16 protein-coding genes are annotated in these 15,981 nt (G+C 54.8%); 9 read left to right on the top strand and 7 right to left on the bottom strand.

Going from position 1 to position 15,981, the window contains the following annotated elements:
* Positions 1 to 106: 106 nt before the first annotated feature.
* The 4 genes from PAE68_RS18985 to PAE68_RS18970 all read right to left on the bottom strand — a co-directional run bounded on the left by PAE68_RS18985 (position 107) and on the right by PAE68_RS18970 (position 4,579).
* Positions 107 to 1,264 carry an IS4 family transposase gene (locus PAE68_RS18985; RefSeq protein WP_281882888.1) on the bottom strand — a complete coding sequence of 386 codons (1,158 nt, stop codon included), beginning with the start codon at positions 1,262 to 1,264 and terminating at the stop codon, positions 107 to 109.
* Positions 1,265 to 1,779: 515 nt separating this feature from the next.
* Positions 1,780 to 2,571 (bottom strand): ExeA family protein, encoded by a 792-nt coding sequence (locus PAE68_RS18980; protein ID WP_281886590.1) that lies wholly within the window; start codon positions 2,569 to 2,571, stop codon positions 1,780 to 1,782.
* Positions 2,568 to 3,953, bottom strand: coding sequence for a DDE-type integrase/transposase/recombinase (locus PAE68_RS18975; RefSeq protein ID WP_281889594.1), 1,386 nt, complete (start codon positions 3,951 to 3,953; stop codon positions 2,568 to 2,570). Before PAE68_RS18975 ends, PAE68_RS18980 begins: the two co-directional genes overlap by 4 nt.
* Positions 3,954 to 4,024: 71 nt before the next feature.
* Positions 4,025 to 4,579 carry a hypothetical protein gene (locus tag PAE68_RS18970; RefSeq protein WP_281886586.1) on the bottom strand — a complete coding sequence of 185 codons (555 nt, stop codon included), beginning with the start codon at positions 4,577 to 4,579 and terminating at the stop codon, positions 4,025 to 4,027.
* Positions 4,580 to 4,851: 272 nt separating this feature from the next.
* On the opposite strand from PAE68_RS18970, the gene PAE68_RS18965 reads away from it, so the two are divergent.
* Positions 4,852 to 5,268 carry a hypothetical protein gene (locus PAE68_RS18965; RefSeq protein ID WP_281889593.1) on the top strand — a complete coding sequence of 139 codons (417 nt, stop codon included), beginning with the start codon at positions 4,852 to 4,854 and terminating at the stop codon, positions 5,266 to 5,268.
* A 290-nt stretch (positions 5,269 to 5,558) separates the two neighbouring features.
* On the opposite strand, the gene PAE68_RS18960 is transcribed toward PAE68_RS18965, so the two are convergent.
* Positions 5,559 to 6,392 carry an ATP-grasp fold amidoligase family protein gene (locus tag PAE68_RS18960; RefSeq protein ID WP_281889592.1) on the bottom strand — a complete coding sequence of 278 codons (834 nt, stop codon included), beginning with the start codon at positions 6,390 to 6,392 and terminating at the stop codon, positions 5,559 to 5,561.
* A gap of 172 nt (positions 6,393 to 6,564) precedes the next feature.
* On the opposite strand from PAE68_RS18960, the gene PAE68_RS18955 reads away from it, so the two are divergent.
* Positions 6,565 to 7,104 carry a hypothetical protein gene (locus PAE68_RS18955; protein ID WP_281889591.1) on the top strand — a complete coding sequence of 180 codons (540 nt, stop codon included), beginning with the start codon at positions 6,565 to 6,567 and terminating at the stop codon, positions 7,102 to 7,104.
* 146 nt (positions 7,105 to 7,250) lie between these two features.
* Entirely contained in the window at positions 7,251 to 7,535 is a 285-nt protein-coding gene (locus PAE68_RS18950) for a hypothetical protein (protein WP_281889589.1), read from the top strand.
* 203 nt (positions 7,536 to 7,738) lie between these two features.
* On the opposite strand, the gene fliD is transcribed toward PAE68_RS18950, so the two are convergent.
* Complete coding sequence (fliD, locus tag PAE68_RS18945; RefSeq protein ID WP_281889587.1) at positions 7,739 to 8,431, bottom strand: flagellar filament capping protein FliD; 693 nt, start codon at positions 8,429 to 8,431, stop codon at positions 7,739 to 7,741.
* A 331-nt stretch (positions 8,432 to 8,762) separates the two neighbouring features.
* Here fliD and PAE68_RS18940 point away from each other — a divergent pair, with 331 nt between their 5' ends.
* Positions 8,763 to 9,221: a GNAT family N-acetyltransferase gene (locus PAE68_RS18940; protein ID WP_281889585.1), complete on the top strand. Its 459-nt coding sequence runs from the start codon at positions 8,763 to 8,765 to the stop codon at positions 9,219 to 9,221.
* A gap of 80 nt (positions 9,222 to 9,301) precedes the next feature.
* Here the strand turns inward: PAE68_RS18940 and PAE68_RS18935 are convergent, their stop codons facing one another.
* Positions 9,302 to 9,694, bottom strand: coding sequence for a hypothetical protein (locus PAE68_RS18935; RefSeq protein WP_281889583.1), 393 nt, complete (start codon positions 9,692 to 9,694; stop codon positions 9,302 to 9,304).
* Positions 9,695 to 9,899: 205 nt separating this feature from the next.
* Between PAE68_RS18935 and PAE68_RS18930 the strand changes: the two genes are divergently transcribed.
* From PAE68_RS18930 to PAE68_RS18910, 5 genes are all read left to right on the top strand, one after another.
* The gene (locus PAE68_RS18930) at positions 9,900 to 10,724 is read left to right on the top strand and encodes a YwmB family TATA-box binding protein (RefSeq protein ID WP_281889581.1); all 825 of its coding nucleotides are present in this window, start codon (positions 9,900 to 9,902) and stop codon (positions 10,722 to 10,724) included.
* Positions 10,725 to 10,782: 58 nt separating this feature from the next.
* Complete coding sequence (gene zwf, locus PAE68_RS18925) at positions 10,783 to 12,303, top strand: glucose-6-phosphate dehydrogenase (RefSeq protein ID WP_281889580.1); 1,521 nt, start codon at positions 10,783 to 10,785, stop codon at positions 12,301 to 12,303.
* Between the two features lie 80 nt (positions 12,304 to 12,383).
* Positions 12,384 to 13,007, top strand: coding sequence for a cyclase family protein (locus tag PAE68_RS18920; protein WP_281889578.1), 624 nt, complete (start codon positions 12,384 to 12,386; stop codon positions 13,005 to 13,007).
* 125 nt (positions 13,008 to 13,132) lie between these two features.
* Entirely contained in the window at positions 13,133 to 14,194 is a 1,062-nt protein-coding gene (locus PAE68_RS18915) for a metallophosphoesterase family protein (protein WP_281889577.1), read from the top strand.
* 52 nt (positions 14,195 to 14,246) lie between these two features.
* Positions 14,247 to 15,833: a peptide chain release factor 3 gene (locus PAE68_RS18910; RefSeq protein ID WP_281889575.1), complete on the top strand. Its 1,587-nt coding sequence runs from the start codon at positions 14,247 to 14,249 to the stop codon at positions 15,831 to 15,833.
* Positions 15,834 to 15,981 lie beyond the last annotated feature (148 nt).

Here is a 15,981-nt window from a genome sequence, read left to right as displayed (position 1 = left end):
CAAGGGCCAAAAACTTACGGGGTACCCCTGAAACAGGCAGTTGCTGTCCATTTGTAATATTCATCCTTTTCAAGTTGATGATTGGTTTTTTTTCGACTTAGGCGACTTACTGGTCTTTCTGTTTCTTCTGTCGCCCTCTCGAAGTTCGACTTGGTTTTCGCTCTACTGCTGCGACCATCCTCAGCCACGGTTGCCACATGAGTTCTTTCAAAGCCTCAATGAGTTCCGTTAACGTTCGACTCGTTCCCAGTTCTAGCTTCATAAGCAGCAGCAAGCAGTATGCAATTAAACAGATCCAAATCTGATTCATCACTGCGTTCTCGCTGTCACCGTAAAAACAGGTTAGCTTCAGGTTCTGCTTGACCCACCGGAAGAACATCTCGATCTGCCAGCGGCTACGATACAGGTCACCAAGCTCTTCTGCCGTCAGGTCGAACCGATTCGTAATGATACGGACCTCATTACCGCGACCGTCTGTGGTGACGATCATACGAAGGGGGTGCTGCATGCGCTTGTGAGCTTTGCCTAGCACGACTTTGACATCGCGGATGATGTCTGAATCTGTGTTCACCGAAAGTTCTTCCACTTCTTCGACAACAGCATTGTCCTTTAATCGTGATACGAATCGAATGCCACGCTCGCAGTAACTGTCGTATTTGCCGTAGTCCAGATACCCGCGGTCCATCAGATACGTGACGTCCGACTCATCGATCAGGACGTCCATTTGGCTGCGGTCTGCGGGCCTTGCAGGCGTAACCACTGCCTTATCCGGATAAACATGGTCGGGGTCAGCAAATGCCACTCGCAGGTGCAGTTTCACGCCTGCTTTCGTTTTTCGGAAAGTCGCCCATTTATACCGCTGTAGGCAAACGCTGATCGTAGAAGAGTCTATAATCTTGACCGTTCCGATGCGCCCTGATATCGGCCTAGCATCTCGATGCAACTGTGTAATGAGATTACAAAGGATGGCTTGAAGTACTTCTGGGTCCAGTTGATTATTTTTACGGGACAACTGGGATGCACTGATCGAAGCAATGCCGAGTTGCTTTTGAAATTCCTCGTCGTGCTCCAGCTTTCGCATGATGGAACGAAGACCCTTTCGCTTCTCTAACTGTGCTTCGATGAAGATGTACAGAAAGACTAAGGTGTCGAGCTTTTTCACATAACGGTCGAGCGTAGTCGTGCTTTGCCAATTCGGGATGATGTTTGGATTTATTGGTGCAACCCATTTACCAAATGCAGAAAATAGTGTATCCTTGTCCATGCGTATCTCCTAAGTTAGGGATTTGGACAGGGCTACCTGTTACCCTAATTTTAGGAGTTTTTTGTTACAGAGTACGACCTATTTATTACAATAATAGCACAATTTGTCCAATCTGTTCGCGTGTTAGTTTTTATGCAACGCTACTGATTCAGGTTATAGATTAAATGAGGCAGAACTAAGTGAACTATTAAAAAAAATATCACAAAACATTGATACAGAAAACAGATCTTACTTTAAGGAACAAAACTTAGTTGTCTCTTTATTCGATGCTTTGGACAAAATCGGTGAGCTATCAGATATGGGAGACAAGCTTCTGAAACTCTCAATTTCACTCTATACACCTAATGTGGATAATAGAGATAATATCTTGAATAGTGAAGATTGGCATGACTGTCAACGCTCACGTAATTTGTCGGTGCAATCATCACCGCCAATGACGTGAGCGTTTGTGCGTCAGCCACGTCACTCCATTGAGAATGCTAACGCCAATCATCGCAGTAGCGGAAAAACGGCGGTTATCCCGCCGTCCCTCGCTGTCGGTCCATATCAGACAGCACACGCCCAATGTGCCCATCCTCGACTACTTCGGCGTCCGAACGCTCGACGTCATAGAGCGCTTGGCTGCAAATTTGGTTCACCACTCGTGGGATGCCCTGGCTTGCTGCGTGCAGCATCTGGATCGCACTGTCGGAAAACACAGGCCGCTGCAGCTCAGCCGCTCCCATATGATGACGGACGTAGCCCGCCGTCTCCTCACGGCTCATCCCGCTTAGATGGTACTGGATGCCGATGCGCTGGCTAATCGACTCATACTTCTTCAAGCGTAGCTTCTTCCGTAGCTCCGGCTGACCCGCAAGCAGTACAGGGAATAGCGACCTCGCATCCATCTGGTGACTCATCACAAAGCGCAGCTCCAGCAGCATCGCTTCGTTCATTTCGTGAGCTTCGTCGATGACGACGAGAATGTTGCGCTCTCCCTGCGCCTCCCGCCGAGACATCACCTCGCCCCACAACCGACGCGCCTTCGCGACGGAGTAAGGGGCCTCTTCATCGACGTGCGCCAGAAGCTGTCCGTAAAAGTCTCTTGGCTTCAGGTCCGCCATGCTGATGTAGATCGGATGTGTGCGCATCGTGTCCAGCGATCGGAATAAACGCCGCAATAGAGCGGATTTTCCGCTGCCCACTTCACCGGTCAAGACACCGAGCAGCCGGTTCTCGACCGCCATGCTTAGTCGGGCGTACGCTTCCCGGTGTCCTTGAAACTCGTAGCACGGCTCCACCTCGCGCGTAAAGGGACGTCGTGTCATCGCACCTCACCACCTTGACGCTGTGCATAGCTCACTTCATCTTGCTCCCACTGCGCCTGACGCTTCTTCTCGGCAAGCTCAACGAACGACAATGTCTCCGCCGACGTCTCGACCTCTACAGGCTTCACTTCATCCGGCTTGCGCTTGCGACGCTTTTTCAGATCGATCGGCACCGCATCGGCGTATCGCTTGCCCTCGAACCAGACCTGCAGCTCTGTCAAGTCGTACGGATCGTATCGAAGCGCGATTCGCTTACGGGCAAGCTCGCTGTCGACCTCATAGGTGTTACCGGACAGCTGGATACAGCCGGTTTTGTCTACGGTGCGCTCCTCTTCCCATAGGAACATCTCATTCAACTCGGTAAGCGGCCTGCGCTTGCGCGCCTTCGTGCTTGCCTCGAAGCGTTCATGCGGCGTCTGTTTCGTGCTGCTGTGCACGCGGAGATGGTAGTAACCATCCAGCCAGCTGCGAAGCGCTTGGTTTACGTCCTCCAGCGTCGTCACTTCTCCCCGGTCGATGAGCGCCTGCACCTCGGGGCGGAAGCTGCTATCGACAAACTGGAACAGACGCTCTACCTTCCCACGACCTTGAGGCCGGTAAGGTCTACTATGCCGAAGCTCAATGCCGAGCCGCCCGCAAATACGGGCTAAATGGTGAGCCGAGAAAGCGGAGCCGTTGTCACAATAGAACATCTCCGGAATGCCGTGACGGAGGATTGCTTTTTTCAAGCTGTCCTCTAGCCGAGGCAGTTGCTCGTCCCAATAGATTTGAGCCTGCACCACGTATCGGCTGTAGTCATCGAGGATGGCCAGCAGAATGGTCTTTCGCTTCTTCTTCGGCTCCTTCGGATCAGGCAAGTAGACGAAGTGCTTGAAGTCTGCCTGCAGCAGCTCTAATATATCTTCCGCCTCAAAGCGGCGAAACGTCTGAGCCGAACTCGCTTCTATGACTTGTCCGCGGCTGACGCCAGCTCGTCTGAGGTGCCTGGCTAATGTGCTAACGGCGATTTGGCCCGGGGCGGCTGCTCCGCTCTCTTCGAGCAGGAAGATCAGCTGCTCCACGCTGCGAGCTGGCCGTTGCCGTCGCAGCTCAATGGCTTGCTGCAGTAAGCTTGGAGCCAGCCGGGTACGTCCGTCTGTTGCTCGCTCGCGCGGCATCAGCGCCTCCCATCCCCCCTTGCGGTACGCTTCTAGGTACCGTTCCAGCGTCCGAACGCTGACCTGCTGACGACGACTTCCGGGAAGCTCGTACATGCGGCTTGCGGTTTCGCGAAGCCACGCTCCCAGCTCCCCCGGCGCAAGCGGGGTTTGACGGCTGACGATGGGGGCAATAAGCGCATACCGCGCTAGGGCAATCTGTTCCTTTGTAATCTGATGAGACATGGTTCATCCTCCTTCAGCATGTTCATGGGTACAGGGTATCCTCCGTCCATTGTGAGGGGAAAGAGGCACCCTCAGCCATACCCAGCTTTTGTGGGATGAAGTGGGCCTACCGTCACCTGAAATGAGCGCTCCATTCGCAAGAAGACAGAAAGGAGCCTGCCCGGGCGTTCAAGCTGACGCCAAGCGGCCCACAGCGCCTTCCAGGCAGAGCGGCGTTCGCGAGGTAAGGCCGCATCCATGCCTTCATGAAAAAGCGTTGCCCACACCCGAGCTTCTTGCGCAATTCGACGCTGCTCCCAGCATCGACGCCATCGCCATAGCGTCTTCTCGGCGTAGGGTCCGCCCGCATACGCCTGGCTTTCTGCTGCGATCTCAGACAAGCTCAAGCCATCCTCTCCCGCGAGGACGACGGTCTCCTTGACATCGACCGCTGCCTGATGATGCCGCTCCACGAAAGAAGGCACGATGCTAATCGCACGCTCGCAGTCTGGACATCGAAAACGGAATATAGGGATGGAGAGCGCCTCCTCCAGCGTGTACAGCATACGCGTAAACTTCCCGTGCCGATGCGGCTTGCGCTCGGAGTGACAGTGCTTGCATCCGACAGGCCGGTCGGCTTCCGGCAAGCCGTCCTCGCATCGTAATAAATAGCTCTTTACATCGATGTCCCAATCCACTACGATAATAGAGGCGAAAGCTGTGGTGAACAGGGAGACGAGGCCGCCAAACCTTGACGTCTCCCTGTTTTTTTGTCAATCGCCTTAACTCCTTATGATTGTCGGCACATTCAGGCTGCCCCTCCGCCAATTATATCCTTGCTGTACCGTCAGCGTATATGAGAAATAGCCGCCCATCTTCCGACATTGGAAGTGAGCGACGACAGCATGACTATGATTTTATGGGTAATGAAGTTGAAAATAAAAACACTTCGAAGTTTATTAAGATGATTAACTCCTATAATAACCAAAAATTTGATGAGTATATATTGTTGGAATATGATAAAGCTATCACAGATAAAAATATATCAAAATTATACGAGTTAATAAAAGAGAGACCCGTAGCAGACACATTAACTTTCGAGAAAATGTTCGATTTAGCTTTCGAAAAAATATCATATTGTTATGAAGAAGAAATATGGAGATTTATTCATTCAATAATTAATACGCAAGCGAGTGAATATGTAAGAAATTTCATAGAAACTAAGTTAGAGGCGAGACCAGAAAAGTCCGTCCAGTTGAAATATAGAAAGTTATTAAATGAATTAGATGAAATTAATGATTATCAATATTTAAATTTTGATAGCGAATACGAATAGAATATTGAGGACATGTGGTATGAAGGTTAGTGAAATAAATAACCGTGCTACAAGCTCTGCAGCAAGATGCATCTATATAGGCGATGTCTGAAAACTCATTATTGAGTTAAACCTGAAGATGGACGCATCATAAACAAACGCCAGCAATGACTTGATCCAAAGAATGGCCTTAAACATAGTTCGATCACTTAATTTGGTCCTGTTCGATAGGGCGGGAACATGTCTTTAATTTGTTCCCACTGTTCATCGTTTATTTCTAACCACTTTATTCGATAGTTTTCAGACACGTCCTAGGTGTGATGAATTTGACACTTACTCAAATCCAGCCACTCTCCGAGCAGCTGGTCGTAAGCGAACGGCTCGAACTTAAGGAAGCCATTTCCAGGTGCGAACGTCAGCTCTCCGAAGTAGATGCGGCCGCTCGTATAATACAGGTCAACGCGAACGAATGGGAACGGCTCCGCCAGCCTCTCGGCGATGGCGATCAACTCATCGAGCTGCGCAGGCTTCTCGACAGGCTCGGTGATGTTATCGAAGCGCAGCCGAGCCGGAAGCTGGGTCCACTCCGCGTCATATAAGTTACGCTTATGATCGCCGTACCGCTCCGCATCGACCTGAATCATTCTCACCTTGCCGTGGAAGCAGAAGAGCTTGTAATCCTTGAGATCACCAAGCGGATCGGTGATGAGCTCCTCGATGACGACTCGACCGCGTATTGGCGTGTAGCACGCTTCCCCTGATTGCTCGCCGAAGCTCGTCGCGAGCCATTGATCCAGCTGGGCACATGTGTCTGCCCAATCGACGGTCTGCTTATCGTGGACGATCCGGTTCCAGCCGGAGCCGTGCGTTGCCTTCATGATGAAGGCGCTGGGCAGGCTGTCGAGGTCGACGTCCTGTGTGCGCTCGTACACGCCTATGAGCGGGATGAGATGGGGCTCGCCAATCGTCCGCGCTACATATTCGCGCACCTCGTATTTGTCTGCATAGGGTGCGAACCGCTCGAGCTGGCCGTGCAGCTTGATCCACTGCAGCTTCTCGCTGAACGTGCGAGGCGTCACGAGGTCAGGGGTGTAGCCGTGATAGTGCATGAAGCGCTGAATGAGAGCTTGGATTTGGTCTTGCACCGGAAGGACTCCTTCGGATAAGTTCGATTGTTGGAATCTATTGTACTATAATCCGAGGAATTAGGCATAGAAGGAGAATGTATTGAAGCGGGAGGTAATCATTTACAGGGGTGAAGTGTGAATGGTAATGTAGTGGGGGAGGCAAACAAAATGAGTGTCTGGAGAATACGTTATGAAGCGCTATAGCACAATGCTCGTGATGTCTATGTTGATTGTAGCGGGGATGGCTGTAACTTACTTGATGGGTCTAAAGCATTACCCAACGCGCGACCATCACTCCGAGCTTCGAGCTGCCATTGCCACTCGACTGCACGCAGAGCATGCAGAGATCGACCTGAAGCTGGTCGAACAGACGGGTCATAAGCTCCACGTGCTGTATCGGGCGTGGAATTACGTGGGACTGGCTGAGTTCGAGGAGGGATGGAATGGTCGCTACAAGCTACACTCTGCCAGCACCGGAACGAGCTGGATCGACATTCGCAAGGTAGATACGAACAATGTGAGTTATCTGTTTCTGTCAGGGCGCAATACGTTGGGAATACACCAAGCGGTAGCTTCGGTGAACGACGATCATCCCGAGCTGGAATTCCCTGAGAGCGAATATTTCATAGTCAAAGTGCAGATTCAGGAAGAAGCGTTGAAGCAGCCGTCTTATGTTCATTTTCTCGATAAGTCTGGCGAGGTCATTCGGACGATCAAGCTTACTCTGTAATAGGTAAGTAGACCACAGCCAGCCTTCGTTTATCAACCATTGGTTATTTGTGAAATTTTATAAAGCACCGAGTGGTTTCACCTGCTTACGTCGTCTAATGGTGTATAAGAGCAAGCACGTATTGGGACGTGAGGGGGAATATGGAAATGTTAGGCTTGTTGCGGCGAGAAAAGAGGGAGCCGAGGACGAGATCGAGGCTGAGCTTCAGCGATAAGACAGACTGCTTGAGGCGGTATGAGACCTACAGCTACCAGATCGCTTTCTACTTGCTGCAAAATGAAGGTGCAGCTCGGCTGGCAGCCGAACGAACGCTGCTGGAGTTGTATCGATCAGACAGCTGGTTTCAGCTGGAGACTGATCCACAGACTGCCCAGGTGAAGCGCGAGGCGATGAGGCAGTCGCTGCTCGTTCGTCGCAGCCTGCTGACGTAGTGGCAGAGCCAGTGAGAGGAGCTGCTCGCAGCCAGATGACGAGAAAACAGGACGGCTGCGAGGAGTTGCTCATACTATGTGTACCTGTTGATGAGAAGGCAGATCAGAGCGCTACGTCCTACTCGGACAGAAACATAAAAGCGGCCGAGCTCGGCCGCTTTTATCATCCATATGAACGTCTGCCAATATCCAGCAGACATACGCTACATGAGCACATCCAGCAGTGTGCCGCGCATCGGTGAGGCCAAATACGTCTGGAGGCCGTACACGGCGCTTGCGGTGTAGTTGGTGTGCGAACGGTAGGCAGCGTGACTCGTGTCGATCAGAGAAGCTGCGGATGACGAGCTGAACGACTCAGCGGCATCGACCAGCTGCGCAAGCAGTCCGTTCGGTCCTTGAAGCAGCTCCTTGGCTTGCTCGGGCGAGTCGCTTACCGCCTCCCGCAGCCGCTGTTGATCGACTTGAAGCGTGCCGTCCTGCTGCCGCTCAATGCCGATATCGCGCAGCGTCTCGTCAGATAGCTTAGCACCTAGCTTCTTCGCCGCTGGGCGCAGGAGCGGACCGGCTTCCGATAGAGCGGAAGCGAGCTTGTTGTAGCTCTGAACGACCTGCTCGGCAGTCTCGGCTAGCTGGGCGTCGTCCGTTGGTGTGCGCTTGGCTGCAGCTTGAGCGGCTTGCTTCAGCTGCTCGCCTTTATCTATAACGCCGGACAGCTCTTGAGCGGTCTGCTTGGCGAAGTGATCGTGCTTGTAGGTCAGCTCTGGCATGATCGGCAGTCCGGGCTGCTTCGAGCGTACAGGTCCGACGGCCCGAGCCTGCTTCGCCTGGTCGAGGGCTACCCATTGCGTGTGCACCTCATACGAACGGAATGCGTTACTGATCGGTGTAATGAACATGTGTTCCCCCTCCTTCAATTGCGAATTGGCTGTAGCTTCTTCCCTTACCAACATTATACGCGAGCGACAGCCGTTCGTAAATAGTTGGCACTTGACACTCATCGCAACAATTCGGTATGATGTTCTATCGACCATTGAACGTAAAGGAGCTTACCTCTGATGAACTGGGTTCAAATCATCGTCATTTCCGGTGTGTTGGTGATCTGTGTAGCCTTCATGCAATTTGTCGCGAAAAAATATAAAAAATAAGGCGGTTACCCTGCCATTTCGCCCTTGTCGCTCATAAGCTATAGGAAAAGCTTACGAAGCGGGTGAAAGGCGGTCGGCTGCAATGCTGCGCAAACGAGTACCATCGAAGGATGACAGCGTCATTTTTCAGCTAGTGGAGGAGGAGCTGCTTCCCTATGCGAGACTAACGAAGCCGGGCTTGAAGCTGACACGTCCGGAGCTGCGCAAGCGGCTAAGAAGAGCCGAGACGTATGTCGAGGTGACGGCAGGGCGGCAGGCGGCAGGGTTCATTACGCTGAAACTGGACCGGGAGCGGGTAACGGTCGATCTGCTGGCGGTGCATCCGAGATACCAAGGGAAGGGCATCGGCAAGCGGATGATGCAGCTGGCCGAGCGGAAGGCGCAGGTGAAGGGGCTGAAGGAAGCGGCGCTGTGGGTCGATGAGGCGAACGGGAAGGCGAGAATGTTCTATGAGCGTCTTGGCTATCGTCCGGCTTACTACGACCGTAACTTGAGATGTATGCTGATGGTGAAGAGCTTGCAGAGCGGTATACTTGAATAGATGGCTATGTGGATGAAAAAAAACCAAGTACCTCGGGCGACAAATAGCGCCGCAAGGGACTTGGTTTTTTGGTAATTCTTCTAGATCAGAATGAGTAGCAGGGTGATGAGCGCAAGGTCGAGAGCGATGCGTCCTGCGCGGAAGCCTGGATACGGATAGGGGTATGGACCGTAAGGGTATGCAGATGTCGTAACCTGCTGCTTGCGTGCCTTGCTCGAAGCTGCGCGCTTCAGCTTGGAAGAGGACGTTCTGAGCTTAGAGGAACGCTTGGAGCGCTTCGCTGCTGGCAGTGCAGCATTCGTTAGCGCCTCGACTTCAGCCTCAGCCGTGTTGTCTGTACCGAGGATCAGCTTGCCGTTCTCGATGCAGGACATGACGCCCATCACTTCGGTTCCGTCACGAAGAATGACACATACCGGCTTGCCGTAATGAGGCGCGCATTCTGCCTCGCAGATCGGGTAAATGCGTTTCATGATCGAAATCACCTCCGTCGTAAGTTCGATTGAGTAATAGCCTACACTTCAGACTATGCGGCATCCGCCCTTGTGTTATGGACGAATGCCCAGGTGAATGCGCCTAAATGTGGAGTAAGCTGTAACGCACCGTATAACTCGATACGAATCCGGGCAAGCTGATTGCTAGAGTGATAGATTCGGCTTGAGAGGATGGGATCTGGTGATGACGAAGCGTTCGATGATGGCGGCTGTGCTGGCTATGGTGCTCGTAATTAGTGTGTGGGCGGCGGTACAGGTACAAGCCTCGGCTCGTGCAGAGGGAGCACATGAGGATACGAAGAAGCTGCTGGCGGCTGCGAGAGAGGCATTCGGTCAAGACGCCGCTGTCAGGCTGACGCTGAAGAAGACCGGTCCCATTCAGGTGAACGATATGGAGCATGTGGGAGGACTGCTGTTATTAGGTGAGAAATGGGGGGAGCAGCTCGGCCTAACAGCAGCTGGCGAAGGGGGTGAGCAGTCCGGACATCCGGTATACCGCCAGAGCGGTGCGCTGACAGAGGAGCTGCGCGGCTGCATGCAGACGCTGCTGCTGACCGAGCTGCAGCCAGGTGAGCTGTACGGCATCGTGAAGCTGGAGTGCGAGTCGTTCCCGCTGGAGCGGTCGGACGCGGTCGTGGCACTACAAGCGCGGGTGGATGAGGCGATGGCCGGACTTGGCTGGCAGGCGAGCTGGAACGTGATGATCCAGGGAGAGCTGGATGGCCGCGAGCTGGAGCGTGGACAGGAGCCAGAGCATGGGCAGGAGCACAAGCAAGAGCACGAGGCTGAGGCGATCTTAGGCGCGGTTGCCGCCAAGCTTGGCGGTAGCGAGCTTGAGCGCTATGAGGACGTCGGAACGGTCAGCGTCTCCTACGGGTCGCAGGAGCTGCGGGGCTACGCGAGCAGCGGGGCGAATAAGCTGAGCTTCCAGACGGCGCAGCATCGCGATTCGCGGACAGGCAAGAGCAGGCTGACGATCGGAGCACCGCTTATTACAACGGAGTATTGAAACTGTGTCTCATTTTCGTTATGCTTAAGGAAAATGATGAGAGAGAATGAGGGAAATTATGACCAATGCTGTGTTTCTAATATTCGGAGCTACAGGGGATCTGGCACGCCGCAAGCTGTTCCCGGCGTTCTACAGCTTGTACCGCGAACGTAAGCTCGGAGAGAAGTTCGCCGTCGTCGGCCTTGCCCGTCGTTCGCGCACGAATGAGGAGTTCCGCGAGGACGTGCTGGAGTCTATTAAAGAGTTCGCGCGTTACAACGTCACCAAGGACGAGCGGTGGGAGTCGTTCGCTGACCATTTTGAATACATGTCATTAGATATTAACGATGTGAACAGCTTCCGTGAGCTGAAGGCGCTGACGGATCGGCTCGACGAGAAGTTCGATGCGGGCGGCAACAAGCTGTCCTACCTCGCGCTCGCGCCAGAGCTGTTCGGTCCTGTGTCGCACAACCTGAAGGCAGGCGGGCTGCTCGAGACGGAGGGCTGGCACCGCGTCGTTATTGAGAAGCCATTCGGCTATGATCTGAAGTCGGCTGAGAAGCTGAATGCGGAGATTCGCCAAGTGTTCGAGGAGCAGGATATATACCGCATTGACCATTATCTCGGCAAAGAAATGGTGCAGAACATCAACGTTGTACGCTTCGCGAATGCGTTCTTCGAGCCGCTGTGGAACAACAAATATATTAGCAACATTCAGATTACGCTGAGTGAAACGGTCGGCGTCGAGGAGCGCGGCGGCTACTACGACCGCTCGGGCGCGCTGCGCGATATGGGTCAGAACCATATGCTGCAGATGCTCGCAATTATGGCGATGGAGCCGCCAAGCCGGATGCATCCGGAGGATATCCGCGATGAGAAGGTGAAGGTGCTGCGCAGTCTGCGCGGCTTCGAGAGCGCTGCGGATGTGCGGGCGAACACCGTTCGCGGTCAATATTCGCAAGGCACGATGAAGGGGCAGCAGGTGCCGGGGTATCGTCAGGAGGACAAGGTGAATCCGGAGTCGGCGACGGAGACGTATTTTGCCGCGCGGGTATTCGTGGATAACTTCCGCTGGGCTGGCGTACCGTTCTACATTCGGACAGGCAAGCGGCTGCCGGTGAAGACGACCGAGGTCGTGGTGGAGTTCAAGAACGTGCCGAACAACGTGTACTTGTCGACGAAGCATAAGCTCGAGCCGAACCTGCTCGTCTTCCGCGTCAACCCGATGGAGGGCATCTACTTCAAGATGAATGCGAAGCAGCCGGGCTCTGAGGGTGTGATCGTGCCGGTGGCGATGGACTTCTGCCAGAGCTGCCAGGTCGGACTGAACACGCCTGAGGCGTACGAGCGGCTGCTCTACGATGCGGCGCGCGGCGACTCGACGTATTTCACCCGATGGGACGAGGTTGCACTGGCGTGGAAGTATGTCGACCAGATCGAGTCGGCGTGGAAGGAAGGCGCAGACGATCTCCAGACGTACGCAGCAGGCACATGGGGACCGGAGCGCGGGCAGAAGCTCGTGACGCAGGACGGCTTCAAGTGGTGGCCGGTGAACGGGCAGGACGAGAACGAGGTGGCGTGGGAGTTCACGCAGCGCTAAGCTTCATGTAAGAACTGACGACGTAGGAGTCTATGCAGCGCTAAGCGAAGACTAGCGGTTCAATAAGGAGGGTGCGGACGATGTTCAAGCTGTACGATATCTCGATGACAATTCATCGTGACATGATGGTGTGGAAGGATAGGGATGCGAAGCGCCCTAGCTTCGAGAATACAGGCAATCACGAGACGGGCCAAACGTACGAGACGCGCATCAGTCTTGACGCGCATACGGGCACGCATCTGGATGCGCCGCTGCACATGCTCAAGGACGGGGCGACGATTGAGACGATCCCGCTGCAGGACTTGATCGGAACGGCGCGTGTGCTCGACCTGACGCATGTCGTGGACGGCGTGACGAAGGCGGACCTGGAGCCATTGGCGATTCAGAAGGGCGAATGGATTCTATTCAAGACAAGCAATTCGTTCACCGATAAGTTCGAGCTGGACTTCATCTTCCTGAAGGAGGACGGGGCGCAATATTTGGCCGAGCTCGGGATTAAGGGCGTTGGCACGGATGCGCTCGGCATCGAGCGCTCGCAGCCGGAGTACGGCACACACCGTACGCTGATGCGTAATAACGTGCTCATTCTCGAGGGGCTGCGGCTCGCGGACGTGCCGGCTGGCACGTACTTCTTCGTGCTCGCTCCGCTGAAGCTGGAGGGCATTGAGGCGGCTCCGGCGAGAGCGTTCCTGCTTGGCTCTTAGGTTTGAGTAGCATAGAGAGATTGTTCGGGGGCGGCTGTTGGCTGCTGCTGGACAGTCTCTTTTTTTCATTCTCACAAATATGGTATGATGGAGTGTAAGCCTCAGCGAGCAGGGAGGGAGCACATATGACGAGGCGAGCATTCGTCGTCTGGCTGCTTGGCCTTCTGGCATGGGGGGCGGCGCTGGTCGTCGGCTTCTTGGAGCTGATGGAGCGTATGGGCCGGTCGAGCCGACTGCTGGATGGAGGCGCACGATCGCAGGCGGCGGACGGAGCTCGCGCAGAACAGCGCGAGCCGCGGCAAGAGGCCGAGGCGGTGCCGTTATTCGCCTTCATGGTACTCAGCGATCTTCATATATCGAAGCACGACCCCGGCACGATCCGGCATCTGAAGCAGGCACTGACCGACATCGAGCAGATGGATACGAGAGTAGGTGCGATTGCGCTTACGGGTGACTTGACCGAATACGGTACGGATGAGGAGTACGGGGAGCTGCGCAAGCTGCTAGCGGCCTACAAGCTGCCGCCAGTGTACGCCAATATGGGTAACCACGACTATTACCACGTCTGGCTGGACCGGAGCGGGCAGTTCAATCCGAAGACGATGCCGCATGGCAAGACGGATTGGCAGTCTCGGGAGCGGTTCCAGCAGTTTTTTGGCCTGAAGAAGCCTTATCATGACGCATGGGTGAATGGACATCATCTGATCGCGCTGTCGCAAGAGACGTACGTGCAGGAGCGGCCGGAGGTGGGCGAGGGCGCCTGGTACTCCGAGGAGCAGCTTCGCTGGCTGGAGCAGCAGCTCGCTCCGCACAAGGACGGTAGTCCGGTGTTCATTCTGACGCACCAGCCGCTGCCGCCTGCTGGTCAGGACGGCAAGAGTCACCAGCTGATCCCGGCGCAGCGGCTGCGCGCGATTTTGAAGCCGTACAAGAACGTGTTCGTGTTCTGCGGACATCGGCATCAGGATTTTGCAGGGAAGGGCGAGCATTATGTGAAGGAAGGGTTCCATTACTTCCACAACTCGTCGGTTGGCCGCGTGCTGAATGAGAAGTATGAGCATGTGGCGAAGGAGAAGGCGCAAGGGATGTACGTCGAGGTGTTCGCGGATCGGGTCAGGCTGAGAGGCCGGGAATTCGCTTCGCGTAAGTGGGTGAAGGAAGCGGACTGGACAGTCCCGTTCGCCTAACACTCGTTGATTCATAAATAAACTTAAGGCCAAGGAAGGAACTAGACCGACTATGAGTACAGATATAAGCAAGAAGCTGTCTGAAGAGGTTCAGAAGCGCAGAACGTTCGCCATTATTTCTCACCCGGATGCGGGAAAAACGACACTCACCGAGAAGCTGCTGCTGTTCGGAGGCGCGATTCGTCTGGCGGGTACGGTGAAGGGACGCAAGGCGAGCCGTCACGCGACGAGCGACTGGATGGAGATCGAGAAGCAGCGCGGAATCTCGGTTACGTCCAGCGTGATGCAGTTCGATTACAACGGACATCGGGTGAACATTCTCGATACACCGGGTCATCAGGACTTCAGTGAGGACACGTACCGGACGCTGACAGCGGCGGATAGCGCGGTCATGCTGATCGACTCGGCGAAGGGTGTCGAGGCACAGACGAAGAAGCTGTTCCAGGTGTGCCGGATGCGCGGCATTCCGATCTTCACCTTCATTAACAAGCTGGACCGTGAGGGACGTAATCCGTTCGAGCTGCTGGAGGAGCTGGAGAACTTGCTCGGCATCCGCTCGTACCCGATGAACTGGCCGATCGGCATGGGCAAGCAGTTCTGCGGCGTGTACGACCGCAAGCTGACGCAGGTGGAGCTGTTCCAGGGCGACGACCACCGCGAGATTAAGGTGAAGAAGGTCAGCGGCTATGAGGACCCGATCGTGAAGGAGATTGCAGGCGAGTTCTTCTACGATCAGCTCGTGCAGGATCTGGAGCTGCTCGACGTGGCGGGTGACGAGTTCGATTATGAGAAGGTGCGTACCGGAGAGCTGACGCCAGTGTTCTTCGGCAGTGCGATCAACAACTTCGGCGTGCAGACGTTCCTCGAGAACTTCCTGCAGCTCGCGCCTGCGCCGACATCACGCAAGACCAGCGACGGTAGCATCATCGAGCCGCTCAATGAGAAGTTCACGGGCTACGTGTTCAAGATTCAGGCGAACATGAACCCGGCTCACCGCGACCGTCTCGCGTTCCTGCGCATCTGCTCGGGGAAGTTCGAGCGCGGCATGAGCGTGAAGCACGTGCGTGCGGGCAAGGACATCAAGCTGTCGCAGCCGCAGCAGTTTCTCGCGCAGGATCGCGACATCGTGGACGAGGCGTTCCCGGGCGACATCATCGGTCTGTTCGATCCGGGCATCTTCCGCATCGGCGATACGCTCAGCCAAGCGGGCGTGCTCGAGTTCGACGAGCTGCCGACGTTCTCGCCAGAGCTGTTCTCCAAGGTGACGGTCAAGAACGCGCTGAAGCATAAGCAGTTCCAGAAGGGTGTTGACCAGCTGACGGAGGAGGGCACGATTCAGGTCTTCAAGACGATCGGCTTCGAGGATCTCATTCTCGGTGTCGTCGGTCAGCTCCAGTTCGAGGTGTTCGAGTACCGGATGAAGGGGGAATACGGCGTCGATGTGCAGCTGTCGCGCATGACGTACCAATTCGCCCGCTGGCTCGTCGGCGACGACATCGACCCTTCGAAGTTCCGCATCAATTCGCAGCTCGTGAAGGACAAGAACGACAACTACGTGGCGCTGTTCGAGAACGAGTATGCGCTGCGCACGTCGACGGAGAAGAACCCGACGCTGAAGTTTCTAGAGACGGCGCCTTAAGTCGAGTCGACTGTACTGTGGTGACCTGAGTATTCGATGACGTATTGCAACAGCCTTCGCTGCTTTCGCCCTTCAGGGCGGGTGGTGAAGGCTTTTTGTGCGCCCATCTAGACGCACGACACGGACGCCAAGACGACTGCAGGCATAC

The sequence above is a fragment of the Paenibacillus sp. YYML68 genome, assembly GCF_027923405.1.
In the GTDB taxonomy this organism is placed as follows: Bacteria; Bacillota; Bacilli; order Paenibacillales; family NBRC-103111; genus Paenibacillus_G.
This window is presented reverse-complemented; position numbering and strand designations above follow the sequence as displayed.